Origin of the sequence: Corynebacterium phoceense, from assembly GCF_900092335.1 — a bacterium.
In the GTDB taxonomy this organism is placed as follows: domain Bacteria; phylum Actinomycetota; class Actinomycetes; order Mycobacteriales; family Mycobacteriaceae; genus Corynebacterium; species Corynebacterium phoceense.
Window position 1 is genome coordinate 974710 of the sequence record NZ_LT596208.1, and the last position, 16524, is coordinate 991233.

A 16524-nucleotide genomic window follows, 5' to 3' on the forward strand; every position below is an offset into this window, starting at 1 on the left:
CCACCATCGTAGTGCTATTCGCGCAGACCTAGGCCGCGATGGCCGGATTACCCCCCGGATATGGGGTTTAAATTCGCGCAATCCGCAAGTCGGACGCGAGGATGGCCTCGGCGCCGAGGGCGGCCAACTTATCCATAATCTGGTTGGCTTCGCGCTTGGGCACCATGGCGCGCACCGCTACCCAGTTCTCGCGATTGAGCGGCGAGACCGTGGGGCCGGTAAGGCCCGGCGTGACGGCCGCCGCGGCGGCGAGGTTGTCCTGCGCCACGTTGTAGTCGAGCATGAGGTAGTTGCGGGCGTGGAGAATACCCTGGATACGGCCCAACACGACCTGCTCCTCGGCAGTGACCTCAACGCCCGAGCGCTTTATGACGATGGCCTCGGAGGTGACGATGGGATCGCCGAAAGGGGCCAAGCCTTGTTGGCGCAGCGTCGTGCCGGTGGAGACGACATCGGCGATGGCGTCCGCGACGCCCAAGCGGATGGAAATCTCCACCGCGCCGTCCAGACGGATGACCTCGGCGTTGAGCCCGCGATCTTTCAGGTCCTGACGGACGATATTCGGATACGACGTGGCGATACGCTTGCCCTCAAGCTTGTCAATGCTCCAGTCCTCACCAGCGACACTGGCATAGCGGAAGGTGGACGAGCCGAATCCGAGGTCGAGGATTTCCTGGACGTCGGCGCGCGAGTCGGCGGCGAGGTCGCGTCCGGTGATACCCAAATCGAGCATGCCGGAGGCGACGTAGATGGCGATGTCCTTGGGACGCAGGAAGAAGAACTCCACATCGTTGACGTCATCGACGATGTTGAGGACCTTGTTCATGCCGCGGCCCTTGTAGCCAGCTTCGGCGAGGATAGATGTGGCGGCTTCAGACAGTGATCCCTTGTTGGGGACGGCGACTTTAATCATGGTTGGATGAACTCCCCTGTGGTTCTAGAAATGCTTGTACTAGAGATACTTGTAGATGTCGTCGGGGGTGAGACCGCGCTTGACCATCATGACCTGGGTCCAGTACATGAGTTGCGACATTTCTTCCGCGAGCTCGGCGTCGGACTGGTACTCGGAGGCGATCCAGACTTCGCCAGCCTCCTCGATGATCTTCTTGCCAATGAAATGGGCGCCCTTGTCGAGGGCGTCCACGGTGCCTGAGCCAGCCTCATGCGCGGCGGCCTTGGCGGAAATTTCGGCAAAAAGCTCATCAAAATTCTTCATAGTGCCTCATTATTGCACCCCCACACTGGGCCCGCAGTGATTGCCCCCGTATTTCTTTTGGTCTACCAAAAACTATGGCGTGGGCAGCTGCGCAAACCAGCGGTAGAGATCCGCCGCCGCCACTCCGTCGAGGTGACGAGCGCGCGGGTCGTCCCCGCGGAGCGTTGCGATAGGCACGGCCGCCGCTGGCACAGTGACCGTGTCATCGAGCGGCAGGCCGATCGTGCGGCACCCCGCGTCGACGGCAGCACGCATGCCCGTCGCGGAATCCTCGAGCACGAGACAGTCCGCGGGAGGGGCGCCAGCGCGGCGTGCTGCCTCGAGGTACATCGCCGGGTCTGGCTTGCCCACGGGCACGTCGTCTCCGCAGATGACGTCGACGAAGTAGGACCGCCCGATGNCCCAAAACCTAGGGCGTGGGCAGCTGCGCAACCCGGCGGTAGAGACCCGCCGCCGCCACTCCGTCGAGGTGACGAGCGCGCGGGTCGTCCCCGCGGAGCGTTGCGATAGGCACGGCCGCCGCTGGCACAGTGACCGTGTCATCGAGCGGCAGGCCGATCGTGCGGCACCCCGCGTCGACGGCAGCACGCATGCCCGTCGCGGAATCCTCGAGCACGAGACAGTCCGCGGGAGGGGCGCCAGCGCGGCGTGCTGCCTCGAGGTACATCGCCGGGTCTGGCTTGCCCACGGGCACGTCGTCTCCGCAGATGACGTCGACGAAGTAGGACCGCCCGATGGACTCGACGACGTCGATAGCCACGGCGCGTTCCGTATTCGTGGTCACGAACATGGGCACGCCGTCCGCCTGCAGTTCAGACAGTAGCGCGCGAACGCCGGGAAACACGGTGTCCTGGGACTGATACAGCGAGGCGACATACTCGAAAGAGTCGTCGCGGTAACGCTCATAGTCGCCGTGCGCGGGCGTAAAACCGGCCCATTCGCAGCAGATGCGGAAAGTGTTGGGGAAACTTGCGCCCACGGTGCGTTCGCGCACCTCGGGCGTGAGTTCTCGGCCGAGCAACGCGGCCATGCGGTACGTGGCTTTCTCCCACAGCGGCTCAGAGTCCGTGAGGGTGCCATCCATGTCCCAGAAGATTGCCTGCGGCCGCCCCATTAGTCGAGCTCGGGCAGCGCGCGCAGCGCCTCGTCGTCCGCGCCAGTGGCCGCGGCTGCGTCATGCATAAAGGCCGCGAGGTCTTCCTTCTCCTCCGGCTCGATGACCGCGCCCGCGTGGGCCGCGTTGAAGGACTCCAGCGACTCAACGAAGGGCACCGCGACGGCGGCGATGGTCTCCCCATCCGGGTCATCCGGCACCTTGTCGAGGTTGTCCAGGAAGCCTTCGAGGAGGCTGCGCAGCTGCGGCAGTACCGCCGGGTCAAAGGGCTGGTCCCAGAATTCCTTCTCGTCCTCCTTGAGGTACGAGCCAGTAGCGAAGGACGTGAGGTCGGCGATGAATTCGTCGACGGTGGATTGGAAGTCGGCGCGAATGCTCATGAGCGCCATTGTCCCCTATTTTTCTTACACCCGCACGCCGAGGAGCGAATTAAGTGCCGCGCATACCAGCTCGCCCGCGGTCTCCTCATCGGAGCCCCGGCTTGCCGATGCCCACTCGTCCACCGCGGCCAGAGCGCCCGGCGTGTCCAGATCGGCGGCGAGATGCTCACGCAACGTCGCGACGAGGGCATCGGCAAGCTCGCGTGAGCCTGGGTGGTTGAGGGCCTCGCGCCAGTTGGTCAAGCGGTCCGCGGCGTCCGTGAGGACGCCGTCTGACCAGTCGCGCTCCGTGCGGTAGTGGCCCGCGAAGACGCCGAGGCGGATGGCCGAGGGGTCGTGGCCGGCCTCCACCAGCTTGTGGACGAAGACGAGGTTGCCCAGGGACTTGGACATCTTTGTGCCGTCGAGGCCGATCATGCCGGTGTGCACGTAGAAGTCGGCCATGCGCTCGGAGTGCAGGGCGGCCTCCGCATGCGCGGCGGAGAACTCGTGGTGCGGGAAGATGAGGTCGCTGCCGCCGCCCTGGACGGTGAAGTTCTTGCCCAGGCGATTGGTGGCGATGGCGGAGCACTCGATGTGCNCCACACCAGCGCGTCGAGGGGGTCGTGCTTGCCTGCGCGGTCCGGGTCGCCGCCGCGCTCGCGGAAGAACTCCATCATCTGCTCGCGCGAGTAGTTCGACTCGTAGCCGAAGTTCGCGGTGGCGTCGATGGATGCGTAGACGTCTGGGAACTCCGCGTCGTCCACGACATAGGCCGCGCCGTTGTCGAGGAGCTTTTGAACCATGTCGATGACCTCGTCGATGGCCTCCATCGCACCGATGTAGTCCTGCGGCGGGAAGACCGAGAGCAGCTCCATGTCGTTACGGAAGAGGTTGATCTGGGAGGTGCCCAGCTCACGCCAGTCCACGCCGTCACGCTCGGCGCGCTCGAAGAGAGGGTCATCGACGTCCGTGATGTTCTGGACATAGTGGACCTTGTGACCGTTGTCGAGCAGCTGTCGGTAGATGAGGTCGAACGTGAGGTACGTGGCCGCGTGCCCCAGGTGCGTCGAGTCATAGGGCGTGATGCCGCAGACATACATGCCGGCGGTATCACCCTCGACCTCCACCGGTGCAATGGTGCGGTTCGCGGTGTCATAGAGGTGGAGCTGCTGCGGAGTGCCCGGCAGCGTGGTGAATTCGGGTACGGGCCAAGAATGCATGGTGACTATCCTATCGCTTTAAGCTTTAAACGTTTCTAGAAGGGCTGCAGCACGCCCAGGGCCAGCAGGATCATCACGAGGATGCCCACCGGGATGCGATAAGCCGCGAACCACTCGAAGGAGTGGTTGCCCACGAACTTGAGCAGCCAGGCAATCGACGCGTAGCCGATGACGAACGCGATGAGCGTGCCCACGAGCAGCTGGGCTCCCGATGCCGCCTGTCCCGCCGCCGGGTCAAACGCGTCCGGCAGCGAGAAGAGTCCCGAGGCCAGCACGGCCGGGATGGCGAGCAGGAAGGAAAAGCGCGTGGCGACCTCGCGGTCGAGGCCGAGGAAGAGGCCGCCGGAGATGGTGCCGCCGGAGCGCGAGACGCCCGGGATGAGCGCGAGGCACTGGCACAGACCCATGATGAGGGCGTCTTTCATCGTGAGGTCCTCGAAGCCGCGCGTTTTCTTGGAGGTGCGTTCCGCGATGATGAAGACGAAGGAGAACGCGATGAGCATCGCGGCAGTGATCCACAGGTTGCGGAGGTTCTCGCGGATGATGTCCTTGGCGAGCACGCCAATGATGCCGATTGGGATGGAACCCGCGATGACCATCCAGCCCATCCGGTAATCCTGGCCGCGCTGCTCCTTATTGAACAGTCCACGGAACCAGCCGGTGAGGATTTGCCAGATCATCTTCGCGAAGAAGACGAGCACGGCGGCCTCTGTGCCGAGCTGGATGACGGCGGTAAAAGACGCGCCAGCGTCTTCGCCCCAGAAAAGTGTGGAGACGATGCGCAGGTGGCCCGAGGAGCTCACCGGCAAAAACTCGGTGAGGCCCTGCACGACGGAGAGAACAATGACTTGGAGCCAGGACATGTCGCTGGCGGCGGTTGCTTCAATCACGACAGGACACCCTACCCGGCTTTTCTGTATGTGAGGTGCTCTGCCACGCGGGGTTGCGCTGCTAGACTAACCCGACGTGACTGTAGTGATGAAGAAGTCCGCTCCTGCCGCCCGCCGGTTCGCCGCCACCGCCCTCGCTGTGGGCCTGGCTGGCGCTGCGGTGGCCGGGTGCTCGGACATGCCGAATACGACCGCAGACGACAACGTAGAGGAGATGGGCGACGCCTCGCCTGCCCCCTCCCCGAAGGATGCTCACCCCGCAGGCGACGTCATCGACTTTGGTGATATCACGGACATTGAGGCCGCCGGTGAGTATATCGCCGTGCGCACCCCGGACACGCTCACCATCGGCACCCCCGCCGATTTCACGGCGAAGAAAGCCACGGCCATCGACGTCGACACACAGTGCGGCGACCTCACGCCGACCGACACCGAATTCGTTCTCGCGTGCGGCAACCGCGTGCGCATTTTCGACGCCGCGGACCCCACCCAGAAACGCATGGTCAATACCGAGGAAGCCTACCCCGTGACCGCCGCAGCGCTCACCTCCTCCGGCGAGCTCTTCGTTTCTTCTCACGAGGCGAGCGAGGTCGCCGTCTACAAGGACGATAAGCGCATTGACGACTTCTCGGTCCAGGCCCCCACCGACCAGCTCGTGGCCGTGCGCAACCAGGACGGCACTGACAACGTCGTGCGCGTCTGGCGCGCTGACACCACCATCCAGAACCTCGACTGGGAGAACTCCCGCGAGGGCGGCCGCCTGCGCGTCGGCCAAGGCGTGGGCCTTATCTCTTCCGGCAACCATGGCGTCCTCGTCGCCGCGGACACCGAGGGCAAGCGCGTGGCCATCTACACCTCCGAGGACGTCATTCGTCTCCACCAGTTTGGCAACACCGACGGCATGCCGTGGGCCACCGCTTGGGACGACAGCCGTCAGCTCGCGTGGGTCACGACGACGGACAACAATAAGGCGCAGGCCTTCCGCATCGCTTCTGGTGTCCCCGAGCCCCAGGGACAGGTCGACACTGTTGCCGACGCCCAACACATGGCCGTCACCGAGGACGGCATCGCGGTCTTTGGCTCCGCCACCGGCGCTGGCCTTCAAATCGTCTCCGACCCCAAGCTCGACGCCTAAACCCTTAAGGATTCTCCGATGACCTCCTCCCGCTTCCACGACCTTCGCATCAAGGCCTACCACGTCGCGCTCAAGGGCATGTTCCAGTTCTCGCCCGAGCGCATTCACACCATCATTTCCCAAGGCCTCGCCGGGCTGCAGAAGCTAGGCCCCGTCAACCGCGCCCTGGGCAAGGCACTCGCTGTCGACGACCCGGTCCTCGCTCAGGACGTCTTCGGCGTCCACTTCCCGCGTCCCCTGGGCCTGGCCGCCGGCTTCGACAAGAACGGCTCCGCGCCGGATGCCTGGACCTCCGTGGGCTTCGGCTACGCCGAGCTCGGCACCGTCACCGCCATGCCGCAGCCGGGCAACCCAGCCCCGCGCCTGTTCCGTCTGCCCGCAGACAAGGCCATCCTCAACCGCATGGGGTTTAACAATGACGGCGCCTCCAAGGTCGCGCAGAACCTCCGCGCGCGCCGCTACAGCGACGTCATCGGCATCAACATCGGCAAGAACAAGGTGGTGCCTGCCGAGGAGGCCGTCGCCAACTACCGCCAGTCCGCCTCCGTCTTAGGCGACCTCGCGGACTACCTCGTGGTGAACGTCTCCTCCCCCAACACCCCGGGCCTACGCGACCTCCAGGCCGTCGAATCCCTGCGCCCCATCCTCGTCGCTGTCCAGGAATCCACGAAGGTCCCGGTCCTCGTCAAGATCGCCCCGGATCTCTCCGATGAAGATGTCGACGCCGTGGCCGACCTCGCCGTCGACCTCGGTCTGGCTGGCATTGTCGCCACCAACACCACCATCTCGCGCGAGGGCCTGCAGACTCCGCGCGAAGAGGTCGAGGCCATGGGCGCCGGCGGCATCTCCGGCGCGCCCGTCGCCGCCCGCGCACTGGAGGTCCTGCGCCGTCTCCACGCCCGCGTGGGTGACAAGCTGGCCCTTATCGCCGTGGGCGGTATCTCCACCCCGGAGCAGGCGTGGGAGCGCATTACCTCCGGCGCCTCGCTCCTGCAGGGCTACACGCCGCTCATCTATGGCGGCCCGGATTGGATCCGCGACATCCACCTTGGCCTCGCCGCCCAGGTCCGCGCGCATGGCCTTGCCTCGCTTTCCGATGCCGTCGGCTCTGGCCTCCCCTGGAAGGCCTAAGGCCCCACGCGCACGCAACGCCCCCGCGTCTTCGTTGGAAGACGCGGGGGCGTGTGGCTTTTTCTCCTAGTCCTTAGGAATAAGCGAGCGTCGGATGACGAGCGCGCACAGGAGAGCGGCTACGGCATAGAGGAACAGCCAGTATTGCGCCATGTGGCCGATGGCCTGGGCGCTCACGAAGCGGCTGGCGATGACGAGCGCCAGCGCGGCGACCAAACCGATAACTTGGGCCGGCGAGCCGCGGTGTTCCGTGCTCGTAGTCACGAAGGCGCCTGCAAGCGCCGCTGCGGCGACGATGAGCAAGAAACGGGGCGAAACACCGTAGGGCACCATCCAACCGTCTGAGACGAGCGAGAGCACGCCAAAGAGCAGCAGGACGAGTGCAAGCGCCATGAACGCGCCACCGACGCGCAGCGCCACGGGCACCGGCGCCGTGCCGGGCATGGTCTTGGCCATATCAGGCCTCCTCAACGGTCTCGTACCAGCCCCAGAGAATGGCGCGGCCGAGCGCGTGGAAATGCAGATTAAAGCCAAGCACGGTGGCCGTGGAATCCGGGTCGATGTCGAGCTTTTCCACGTCGACGGCGTGGACGACGTAGAGGTAACGGTGCGGCGTATGGCCGGCTGGCGGGTTGGGACCGTAGTAGGTGCGCGCGCCCGAGTCGTTGCGCAGGCTCACCACGTCACCGCCCAGGCCGAGGTCTTCTGCGGCGCCTGCGCCTGTGGGCAGCTCCGTGACGTTGGCAGGAATGTTGAAGGCTGCCCAATGCCAGAAGCCCGACGCGGTGGGCGCATCCGGGTCGTAGCACGTGACGGCGAGGGACTTAGTGCCCTCTGGCAGACCAGACCAGGCCAGCTGGGGCGAGACGGACTCCGGAGCGCGGAAGCGCTCTGCAATCTCCGCGCCGTCTTCGATGTCCGCTGAGGTCAACTCGAACGACGGCACATCGCGCAATGGGGCGTACGGGTCGGGTCCGGGGAAACGGGGATCATCAGCGTAAGAAATCATGCTTCCTTTGTACCTCATGTCACACCATATGTGCTGGAGATTGGCCCGCCACATTCTGCGCCGTTTTCGAGCACAATCCGGCCCACAGGCCGCCGCAGGAATGCCGATTTCCCCACGCGCAGTGGGCAAAGTTGCAGCGTTGTAAGTTCTAAGCCGCAAGAATCACTCCTAAAGTACGTAGAAATAGTCAATGACCTGCCGATTTGTGCTCATGCTCTGAATCGGGCTATATTTTACGAGTGCCCAACCGAGAGGTTGAAAGCACAAGCCAGGTCGAAAGGCCGAAGCACCCAGCCCGGGTGGCGGAATGGCAGACGCGCTAGCTTGAGGTGCTAGTGTCCTATTAACGGACGTGGGGGTTCAAGTCCCCCCTCGGGCACAGAGCAAAGGCTCCGGATTACTCCGGAGCCTTTCGTGGTTTTCCCGTACCCTCCTTACTCCCCTGTCGTCTTCGATTGTCGCGGCGCGCTTGCCGTTGACGTATATGCTCTCCACAAAAGTGATACTGCGCGGGCTTGGCCCCGTCTACGACCTGGTGTCCTAGTCTTTGTTGCTCACCGGGGCCGCCCCGTTTTCCCTACGCCTCGATAAGGAGGGACTGCTCTCGTGGACTCGCGCACCCTAGGATTCTGGATAATGATTGGATTCACTTTCCTGTGGGTCCATTGGCCGCTAGGACTCTATCCAGTAGGCACCGCCTTAGCAGTGCTAGAACTCATTGCCGCTGCTGTATTAATCGTCCTGCGCCTACATCGCCGGCGCCAACGGGTAACCCTGGCCACAAACCCTGTAGGTGCCGCAGACCACGCTGAACGGCGTGCGACCAACCGGATAGTGTCCGTGGCGTTCTGCGTTGAATTTCTCGTGATATGGGGCGCGGCCTATCTCCTCCGTAGCATGAACGTCGATCTGATACAGCCTGCCATCGCCGTTATCGTCGGCCTTCACTTTCTACTATTTTGTTTGTCGCCGGCGACTCGTTCCGTCGTGCATATCATCACCGCCGCATTCGGCTCGGTCGCCGGTGCGGCGGGTATGTGGCAGATAAGCACGGGCGCCGATCCTGCCACGACGCATGCCGCAGTGGGCTTGTGCATAGGTGCAATAACCTTGGCCTACGCCTGGATATTTCTGCAGGTTGTGCCCGCTATATCGCGCGAAGAAACCCCAGGTCTCCGTTAAGAACGGCTCCGATGCTTAGGCGCGATGATCACCAAACCCGCCGGCGCACAGCGTGCGCACGGCGGGCTTGGGAGAAGGGCGACGGCTGTTACATCAGCATGCCCGTCAAAAATGCGACGAGGACGAGGACCACGGAGAAGCCCCACGCGAGCGGGAAGCCAATCTTGAGGTACTTGCCCATGTTTGCCCCCGCGAGGCCAAGGGCGAGCCACAGAGCCGGCGAGAACGGCGAGACGAACGTGCCAATGACGTTGCCGATGATGAGCGCCGACGCGGCACCCATGCCCGTGATGCCGTACGTTTCCACGGTGCCCTGAATGATGGGCAGCACGGAGAAGTAGTACGCATCCGTCGACGTGAGGAGATCGAGCGGCACGCCGAAGACGCCGATGATGACGTGGAGGTACGGACCGACTTCCTCCGGGAGGATGTTGACGAGCGTGAGCGCGATTTCCTCGAGCATGCCGGTTTCGTTGAGGACGCCGAGGAACATGGCGGCAGCGAGGATGACCCCGGCCATGGCGAGCGCATTCGGGGCGTGGCGACGGAGCGCATCGCTTTGCTCGGAGGCGCCCTCGAAATTGACGATGAGTGCGATGGTCGTGCCGATGAGGAACGCCGGGGCTGGCGGCATGAGGCCGGAGAGCAGCGCCACGAGGATGAGCAGTGCGACCACGATATTGACGATGGTGACCCATCGGCCGGTGCGGTGACGGAATCCGAGCGCCTCCTTATCGGCGGCCTGCTGCGCAGCGAAGGCCTGCGCAATCTGCTCGACATCGACGTTAGTGTCGCCTTCGAACTCACCCGAGGCACGCAGACGCGCGAGACGACGCCGCTCGCGCAGGCCCAGGGCCGCGGCGACGAGGAGGACCATGACGACGGCGACACCCTGGATGGGAAGGAGGTGGACCCAGATGTCATTGGGTTCCTGGGCCACGACGGCGCCTGCACGGCCGAGCGGGCCGCCCCAAGGCAGCATATTCATCACGGACGCCGACAGGGCGACGATTGTAATGAGGATGTAGCGCGACATACGAAGCGCCTTGTAGAGCGGCAGCAGCGCGGGAATGGTGAGCAGGAACGTCGTCGAGCCGGAGCCGTCGAGGTGCGCCACGATGGCAATGGCGGCCGTACCCATGGTGACCGCAATGACGTTGCCTCGCGTCGCCCTGATGAGCGCCCGGATGACCGGCACAAACAGACCCACGTCTTGGAGGATGCCAAAGAAGATGATGGCGAAGATGAACATCACCACGACGTTCATCACGGATTCGAGACCTGAGCTAAAGAAGTCAGAGATCTCCCCCAGCCCGTAGCCGCACAGGAGCGCGCCAGCCACCGGCACAAGCGTCATGGGAACAATAGGGTTCGTCTTACCGCGGATTAGGATTCCCACCGTAAGGAAGATAATCACGAGGCCCATGAGGGTGAGGCCGAGTGAAGTTTGCATGCTCAACGTCCTTCTCGGTCGCTGGGCGACCTTGATCGATTCAGAACTTTTCTTTGGCCACAGTTGCGGCCAGCGCCGTAACGCCCCTTATGCCACACCTCACCGGCGCAGAACAGGTGTGAATGAGATTACTAAGGATATTCCGTAAATACACATTGGTACCCCGATCAAGGCTGCTTCTCCTCTGCCATCGTGCTCATTCTTCGGCGAAAACGAACACAACCGGACACCACGGCGGCGTCCGGTTGTGGGTATGAGCTGATGCTTAGCGCGCAGTATTATCGCTGAGTACGGCTGGCGTTTCCTCCACGATGGTGGCGCGCTTTTTCAACTTGTGGCGCTCATACAACGCCTTGATGATGATCGGCGCGACTGAGATGAAAACTATGAGGAGCATGATCTTTTCGATCGAGTCTGCAATGCCCGGAATATTGCCCAGGAATACTCCCACCAAGTTCATGGACAGCACCCACAAAGCTGCGCCCGCGACGTTCCAGCCGATGAAGTGGCGGTACGGCATCTGCGCCGTGCCTGCTGCGACGGGGACGTACGTGCGCACGATGGGCACAAAGCGCCCCAGCACGAGCGCTGCCGGTCCATGCTTGGCAAAGAACTCTTCGGCAGCGTGGAGATACTGCAGCTTGAGCAGGCGGGCGTCAGCCTTGAAGAGTTTGCGCCCAAACTTGTGGCCCAGCCAGAAGCCCACCTGGTCGCCCAGGAAGGCGGCGACGAAGCCTACCATCAGCAGGGCCCAGATAGAGACGTTGAGTTGACCCCGCAGCACGGCTGCCGTGACGAGCAGCGAGTCGCCGGGCAGGAACGGGAACAGGACACCGGATTCAATGAAGACGACGAGCGCGATGCCGACGATGACCCAAGGGCCAAAAGCCTCGAGCAACGTCGCGGCGTCGAGGTAGGAAGTGAGGTTTGACATGGCTGGTGCATCCACCTTTAGGAATTGAAAAAGGCCCAGGACGCGTGACCCCGGATGCACAAGCCCGGAGCGCGGCTGCGTCCTCACGGGCGCCAAATGGACTCGCCACTGCAGCGACGAGTAATGAGTTTCCTCTAGTATCCTCTTCCCCGCCGTGCGAACCTAACCCACACCCGCATACCCCCGATATTGCCAGGAAGTTCACGGCAGCCTAAAAGAATTGCCGCCGTGACCGGCGGCAGTGTTCTGCGTTAAAGGAATGCGTCGTTAGCGCGAGACGATTTCGTAGTTGCCCGCGGACGCCAAGGCCTTATTCATCTCCGCGACATTGGGGATGACGTCGTCCTTGTGCTTGATGATAAGCTTGACGTCGTCCTGCGAACGGATTTCGAAAGTCGCCTGGCCCAGGCCGTGCTCAGCGAAAATATCGTAGAGGGACTGCAGTGCCTTGCGCACGTCATCGTCGTCGTGGACGCCGGTGACCTTGTAATGAGTGGAAACAATAATCGACATGACGGAAATTCTACACGTCTAGCCGTAGAAAACGACGGCGACGCCGCCCCCCGCTATGAGCGGGAACGGCGTCAATTCGCAGGCCGAATATTAGATGCGGCCGTTGAAAGCCTGCAGCGCGGAGTCCTCACGGGTGCCACCGCGACCGTCGCCGATGTCCTTGTAGTCGGCAATCCATGCAATCTTGGAGACCCACTTCACGGCCTTGTAGCCATGGTTCGACTCGACTCGGGCACGCACTGGCGCGCCCAGGTGAATGTCGACCGGGTGACCATTGCGGGCAATCGCGAGGATGGAGTGGTCTTCCATGGCCGTGTCGATGTCGAAGCACGCGTAGAACGGCTCGCGCGGACGGTTATCGTACATCTTCTGTGCCAAGCCGTAGGACTCGACCATGACGTAGTGCGCGCCAGCCGGGCGCTCGCCGAGCAGGGCGAGGACGTCCTTCATGAGAGGACCTTCCCAGCGCGAGGTCGCAGACCACCCCTGCATACAGGTGTGCGTCGCAATAAAGGAGTGCTGCGGCAGCGCACGCAGCTCATCGAGCGTGACCGTCTTCGACGTGCCGTTGACGTCGTCGGCGACCTCGATGACGTAGTCCTTGAAGTCGTTGTTGCGGAATGCGGTCCACTCCGGGGACTCCTCTTTCGTAGGCGGCAGGCCGTTGGTCCAGTGGAACTCGGAAATATCGCGCTCGGTGTAGACCTTCTGTGTCGCTGCGGACGGGCGCAACCAGTTCAAGAAGATCTTGCGGCCGATCTCGGTGAAGGCCACGACGAAGCGGTGTGCGCGGGCGCGGTCCGCGAGCGTCCAGTAGGACAGGCCGATCCAGAAGATAATGACCACGCCGATGGTGATGACCATCGTCGTAAACGCCTGGGCGTAGCGCTCCGGCGTGACGTCGCCGAAGACCATGTGCACCATGTTGTGCTCGCGGTGGACAAAGAAGACGAGGAAGACGTGGATGATGATGAACATGCACATCATCACCATGCCGATGAAGTGCAGGGAGCGAGCCTTCTGGTGGCCGCCCAAGAACTTGAAGAAGCGAGGGAACTTCTCACGCAGCGCCGGCGACATGCCCGCACCCGTAATCATCATGAACGGAGCGATAAGGAAGATGACTGCAAAATAAGCGAGCTGTTGCAACGCGTCGTAGGGATCGAAAAGCGCCAGGTCGGGGGTCTTAAAGCTCAGGTACGTAAGCAGCGAGTGCCACGCCTCCGGGATAATGTCCCAGGAGGTGGGGACGATGCGACGCCACAGGCCGGTTGCGAACAGCAGGATGACGTACACCAGCCCGTTGAGCACCCAGAGCATCACGGACAGGCCGTGCCAGTGACGACCGAGACCAATATTTTCGCGTCCTGGCAGGGAGAGCAGCGGCGACATGGACTTCTCATCCATGAGCGAGGTGTACACGCCCTCTTCCTTCGGCAGCTCACGCTTGGTGAACTTGAGCCACTCGGTTCCAGGGGCGCAGTCGTTGCGCCACCAAAGGCGCGGCAGAGAGGATAGCATTTCCCAACCTGAGCGCAACAGCATGCCCATCAAAATAAAGTTGATGAGGTGCGTCGCGCGCAGCCACAAGGGATAGTCGGGGTTGTCTCCCAAGGCAAGAATGTAATCCATGGGGGTCCTTAAGATAGGTGAACGAGAAAGCTATAAGTTTTATATTGCCAGACGCGAGCGAAAAAATACGAAAAAATCCGTAGAAAAAATATGCCACCCAGAGTTGCCGGCAAGCACAGCGCTCTGAGCAGCACGTTTCCTTCTAACTTAGCGGAACCTGAGTGATCAAGTAGACATTCGTATATGCCACCGCGCGCCACCCTGTCTGCAGCCTGACGTGTGGGTTAAGCTCACTGACCGTGAAGAAAGAACGGCAGCCCTATCTCCGGCAGCTTGCAGACTTTGTGCGCACCGTGCTTGCCGATGCCGCCCGCACCATTCAAGGCTGGAGCCTGAAACATTGGCTTCAGGCTGTGTTCATCCTGGGTATTGTCGTTGCATTTATCGTCTTCGTGGACGTTCCCGATCTCTCGACCTTGCGTTCCTGGGCGACACATTGCGATCCCTGGTTCCCCATTGTCTTCTGGCTGGCTTACGTCACGCTTACGTTATTCCCTTTGCCCCGCACTATCTGGACGGTCGCCGCGGGAATCCTTTTCGGCCCAGTCGAAGGCCTGCTTCTCGCACTCACGGCCCTCTCCGTCTCCGCGGCAATTTCTTTCCTCGTGGTGCGGCGCCTGCTCGGAGACTGGATGCACCCGCGGCTCGTGCACCCCGCGGTCTTCAAGCTCAACGCGCACTTGGAGCGCCGCGGGTGGTTCGCCATCGCGAGCCTGCGCATGGTCGCGGGCGTGCCCTTCTCTATCTTGAACTATGCTGCGGCACTCACACCCGTGCCCTTCCTGCAGTTCCTCCTGGCGACCGCGCTGGGGTCCATCCCTACCACGGCTATGGGCGTGTTCTTTGGTGAGACGCTCACCACGGGCCTCAACCCGTGGGCCATCACAGCCACCGTTGTCCTCGCCGCCGTCGGCATCGCAGGTCTCGTGCTCGACGCTAAGCTCGTCCGCGAACTTCCCTAAATCAAGCCAAAAGACTAGACTTAAGCGCAGTTTCTCGTCCTGCCCGAAAGAATGTCAAGGAATCATGCTTGCCGTCCATGCCCGTTATCGCGGCCGTTCTGTGCGCCGCGCCCAGCTCGTTCAGCGCTCCGCGGAGGCGCTCGCGACGCTCGACGGTGTCGGCGAGTTTGAGATGCTCGGAGTCGAAGACATCTGCGCCATCGTTGACTCGGCACACAGCGTGTGCGACGTCGTCATGGCCCTGCTCGCCGACGGTGATTGGGCCATTGGTATCGGCGTAACCCCCTCGCTTGCCCCGAGTGCTGACGCTGGTGCTGCCGAAGATGAAGCCACGACCCGCGCGACGGCCACCGCATCCTTGCCCAAGAACGCACGCCCGGCGCAGGTCTACGCGAAGATCGGTGCGCGCGGCCGCGCATCGGAGGCCTCGGACATCGCAGCAGTCTTTGCCTTGCTCGGCTACGTGCTGCACAAGCGCACCATCGAAGGTCGCGAGGCCACGGCCCTCGTGCGCGGCGGCCTCAACCAGAACGAGGCGGCCGCCGAGCTCGGCATCTCCAAGCAGGCCATGTCCCAGCGCCTCCAAGCCGCGGGCTGGGCAGCAGAAATGGCAGGCTGGCAGCTTGCCATCAACGTCATGGAGCGCGCGAATAAGCCAGCCTAGAGCAGGTCTTCCTTCCGCAGCTCCGGCGTTGTCACGAAGTCGACGAGCCGCTCCACCGCCCCGATGAGCGAAGAATCCAAATCGCGGAAGCTGTGCACCGCGTTATACACGTGGCGCCAGCCATCCTTGGGATCAGACCAGCCGACGCGCTGGCAGATGCCGGTCTTCCAGTCCTCGCCGTAGGGCACGTCAGGCCATGCCTTGAGCCCCACGCGTTCCGGTTTCACCGCCGCCCAAATATCGATGAACGGGTGTCCTGTAACGAGAACGTCCGGCCCCAACGCCTGCGTCATGCGCGTTTCTTTCGACCCCTCCACCAAGTGGTCAGCGAGCACGCCCACGCGTCGTCCCGGGCCCGGCTGGAACTCGGCGAGGCGTTCCTCCAGGTTGTCGAGGCCCTCGAGGTATTCCACGGCGACGCCTTCGACGCGCAGGTCGTGGCCCCAGACCTTCTCCACGATGGCGGCGTCATGCACACCCTCGACCCAGATTCGCGACGGCGCGATGACCTTAGCCTCGACATTCTCCACGCGACGCGAGCCAGAGTTCGACTTACGCAGCGCCTGCTTCGGCACGTAGCGCGTAAGTGTCACCTGCTGGCCTTCGAGCAGGAATCCGCCCGGCACGAGGTTGAAGACGCGCTCCACGCCATGTCGGTCCTCCAGGCGGATGACCTGGCCGTAAACGGTCTTGTCCACGCCCATCACGGCACCGACGAAGTCGTCGCCGACAACTTCGACAACCATGCCCGGTTGTGCGGGCACAACCGGGTACTCCTTGGGGCGTGTGCGTTTGTGGCCTGCCAGAATGTCTCCACCATAGGGATCGCGGGAATCAAAGCTCATAGCGGGACAGTCTATCTACTACACTGCCCGTGTTATGGATATGCGCGCCGAGGTCTGGTCCCCACTGCAAAATTCTGCCGTCTGGCTGGGAGCCTGGCTCCACGGCCACGAACCCGCGGACGAGCTCATTGACGCTCTCACGGAGCTCGGCGGTTACCCCGAGGCCTACGGCTCCGCCGCGTTCAGCGACATCTTAGCGCGCCTGCGCGCCGCTACCGATGCCCTCCTCGGCCAGGGGCCCGGCGAACCCGTCCTCCGCCTC

The 16524-nt window shown here is 62.9% G+C and carries 18 protein-coding genes, 1 tRNA gene and 2 pseudogenes; 7 read left to right on the forward strand and 14 right to left on the reverse strand.

Going from position 1 to position 16524, the window contains the following annotated elements; all coding sequences use genetic code 11:
- Positions 1 to 67: 67 nt before the first annotated feature.
- The 7 genes and pseudogenes from hisG to BN9444_RS08705 form a co-directional block, all read right to left on the reverse strand.
- On the reverse strand, positions 68 to 913 hold the full coding sequence (gene hisG / locus BN9444_RS08675; RefSeq protein WP_068801778.1) for an ATP phosphoribosyltransferase: 846 nt from the start codon (positions 911 to 913) through the stop codon (positions 68 to 70).
- A 39-nt stretch (positions 914 to 952) separates the two neighbouring features.
- Positions 953 to 1216 (reverse strand): phosphoribosyl-ATP diphosphatase, encoded by a 264-nt coding sequence (locus BN9444_RS08680; RefSeq protein ID WP_066488287.1) that lies wholly within the window; start codon positions 1214 to 1216, stop codon positions 953 to 955.
- 72 nt (positions 1217 to 1288) lie between these two features.
- A complete protein-coding gene (locus BN9444_RS14800) occupies positions 1289 to 1648 on the reverse strand; it encodes an HAD-IA family hydrolase (RefSeq protein ID WP_077210067.1) in 360 nt (119 codons plus the stop codon).
- The gene (locus BN9444_RS08690; RefSeq protein WP_068801780.1) at positions 1626 to 2330 is read right to left on the reverse strand and encodes an HAD family hydrolase; all 705 of its coding nucleotides are present in this window, start codon (positions 2328 to 2330) and stop codon (positions 1626 to 1628) included. Before BN9444_RS08690 ends, BN9444_RS14800 begins: the two co-directional genes overlap by 23 nt.
- Positions 2330 to 2710, reverse strand: coding sequence for a hypothetical protein (locus BN9444_RS08695; protein ID WP_066488319.1), 381 nt, complete (start codon positions 2708 to 2710; stop codon positions 2330 to 2332). The genes BN9444_RS08690 and BN9444_RS08695 overlap by 1 nt, the downstream gene beginning before the upstream one ends.
- Positions 2711 to 2734: 24 nt before the next feature.
- Positions 2735 to 3912 (reverse strand): annotated as a pseudogene (locus BN9444_RS08700) (cysteine--1-D-myo-inosityl 2-amino-2-deoxy-alpha-D-glucopyranoside ligase).
- Between the two features lie 35 nt (positions 3913 to 3947).
- Complete coding sequence (locus BN9444_RS08705; protein WP_141681583.1) at positions 3948 to 4775, reverse strand: undecaprenyl-diphosphate phosphatase; 828 nt, start codon at positions 4773 to 4775, stop codon at positions 3948 to 3950.
- Positions 4776 to 4878: 103 nt separating this feature from the next.
- Between BN9444_RS08705 and BN9444_RS08710 the strand changes: the two genes are divergently transcribed.
- Entirely contained in the window at positions 4879 to 5937 is a 1059-nt protein-coding gene (locus tag BN9444_RS08710; protein ID WP_231732318.1) for a WD40 repeat domain-containing protein, read from the forward strand.
- Between the two features lie 18 nt (positions 5938 to 5955).
- Positions 5956 to 7068 (forward strand): quinone-dependent dihydroorotate dehydrogenase, encoded by a 1113-nt coding sequence (locus BN9444_RS08715; RefSeq protein ID WP_066488268.1) that lies wholly within the window; start codon positions 5956 to 5958, stop codon positions 7066 to 7068.
- A gap of 66 nt (positions 7069 to 7134) precedes the next feature.
- On the opposite strand, the gene BN9444_RS08720 is transcribed toward BN9444_RS08715, so the two are convergent.
- Both BN9444_RS08720 and BN9444_RS08725 read right to left on the reverse strand, forming a co-directional pair.
- Complete coding sequence (locus tag BN9444_RS08720; protein ID WP_083297826.1) at positions 7135 to 7524, reverse strand: hypothetical protein; 390 nt, start codon at positions 7522 to 7524, stop codon at positions 7135 to 7137.
- 1 nt (position 7525) lies between these two features.
- Positions 7526 to 8077: a YbhB/YbcL family Raf kinase inhibitor-like protein gene (locus BN9444_RS08725; protein ID WP_066488261.1), complete on the reverse strand. Its 552-nt coding sequence runs from the start codon at positions 8075 to 8077 to the stop codon at positions 7526 to 7528.
- A gap of 293 nt (positions 8078 to 8370) precedes the next feature.
- On the opposite strand from BN9444_RS08725, the gene BN9444_RS08730 reads away from it, so the two are divergent.
- Both BN9444_RS08730 and BN9444_RS14295 read left to right on the forward strand, forming a co-directional pair.
- Positions 8371 to 8456: transfer RNA gene (locus BN9444_RS08730), tRNA-Leu, on the forward strand.
- 518 nt (positions 8457 to 8974) lie between these two features.
- Positions 8975 to 9259: a hypothetical protein gene (locus BN9444_RS14295; RefSeq protein WP_141681530.1), complete on the forward strand. Its 285-nt coding sequence runs from the start codon at positions 8975 to 8977 to the stop codon at positions 9257 to 9259.
- Positions 9260 to 9347: 88 nt separating this feature from the next.
- Here the strand turns inward: BN9444_RS14295 and BN9444_RS08740 are convergent, their stop codons facing one another.
- From BN9444_RS08740 to BN9444_RS08755, 4 genes are all read right to left on the reverse strand, one after another.
- The gene (locus BN9444_RS08740; protein WP_066488255.1) at positions 9348 to 10712 is read right to left on the reverse strand and encodes a citrate:proton symporter; all 1365 of its coding nucleotides are present in this window, start codon (positions 10710 to 10712) and stop codon (positions 9348 to 9350) included.
- A 265-nt stretch (positions 10713 to 10977) separates the two neighbouring features.
- Positions 10978 to 11646: a DedA family protein gene (locus tag BN9444_RS08745; protein WP_068801784.1), complete on the reverse strand. Its 669-nt coding sequence runs from the start codon at positions 11644 to 11646 to the stop codon at positions 10978 to 10980.
- A gap of 267 nt (positions 11647 to 11913) precedes the next feature.
- Entirely contained in the window at positions 11914 to 12159 is a 246-nt protein-coding gene (locus tag BN9444_RS08750) for a hypothetical protein (protein ID WP_066488240.1), read from the reverse strand.
- Between the two features lie 90 nt (positions 12160 to 12249).
- A complete protein-coding gene (locus BN9444_RS08755; RefSeq protein WP_066488238.1) occupies positions 12250 to 13791 on the reverse strand; it encodes a molybdopterin-dependent oxidoreductase in 1542 nt (513 codons plus the stop codon).
- A gap of 239 nt (positions 13792 to 14030) precedes the next feature.
- On the opposite strand from BN9444_RS08755, the gene BN9444_RS08760 reads away from it, so the two are divergent.
- Both BN9444_RS08760 and BN9444_RS08765 read left to right on the forward strand, forming a co-directional pair.
- Positions 14031 to 14753: a TVP38/TMEM64 family protein gene (locus tag BN9444_RS08760; protein ID WP_066488236.1), complete on the forward strand. Its 723-nt coding sequence runs from the start codon at positions 14031 to 14033 to the stop codon at positions 14751 to 14753.
- 64 nt (positions 14754 to 14817) lie between these two features.
- A complete protein-coding gene (locus tag BN9444_RS08765) occupies positions 14818 to 15417 on the forward strand; it encodes a DNA-binding protein (RefSeq protein ID WP_066488225.1) in 600 nt (199 codons plus the stop codon).
- Here BN9444_RS08765 and BN9444_RS08770 read toward each other — a convergent pair.
- Positions 15414 to 16262 (reverse strand): DUF3097 domain-containing protein, encoded by an 849-nt coding sequence (locus BN9444_RS08770; RefSeq protein ID WP_066488223.1) that lies wholly within the window; start codon positions 16260 to 16262, stop codon positions 15414 to 15416. The two genes, BN9444_RS08765 and BN9444_RS08770, sit on opposite strands and share 4 nt — an antisense overlap.
- A gap of 34 nt (positions 16263 to 16296) precedes the next feature.
- Here BN9444_RS08770 and BN9444_RS14805 point away from each other — a divergent pair.
- Positions 16297 to 16524 (forward strand): annotated as a pseudogene (locus tag BN9444_RS14805) (hypothetical protein); the annotation flags it as partial.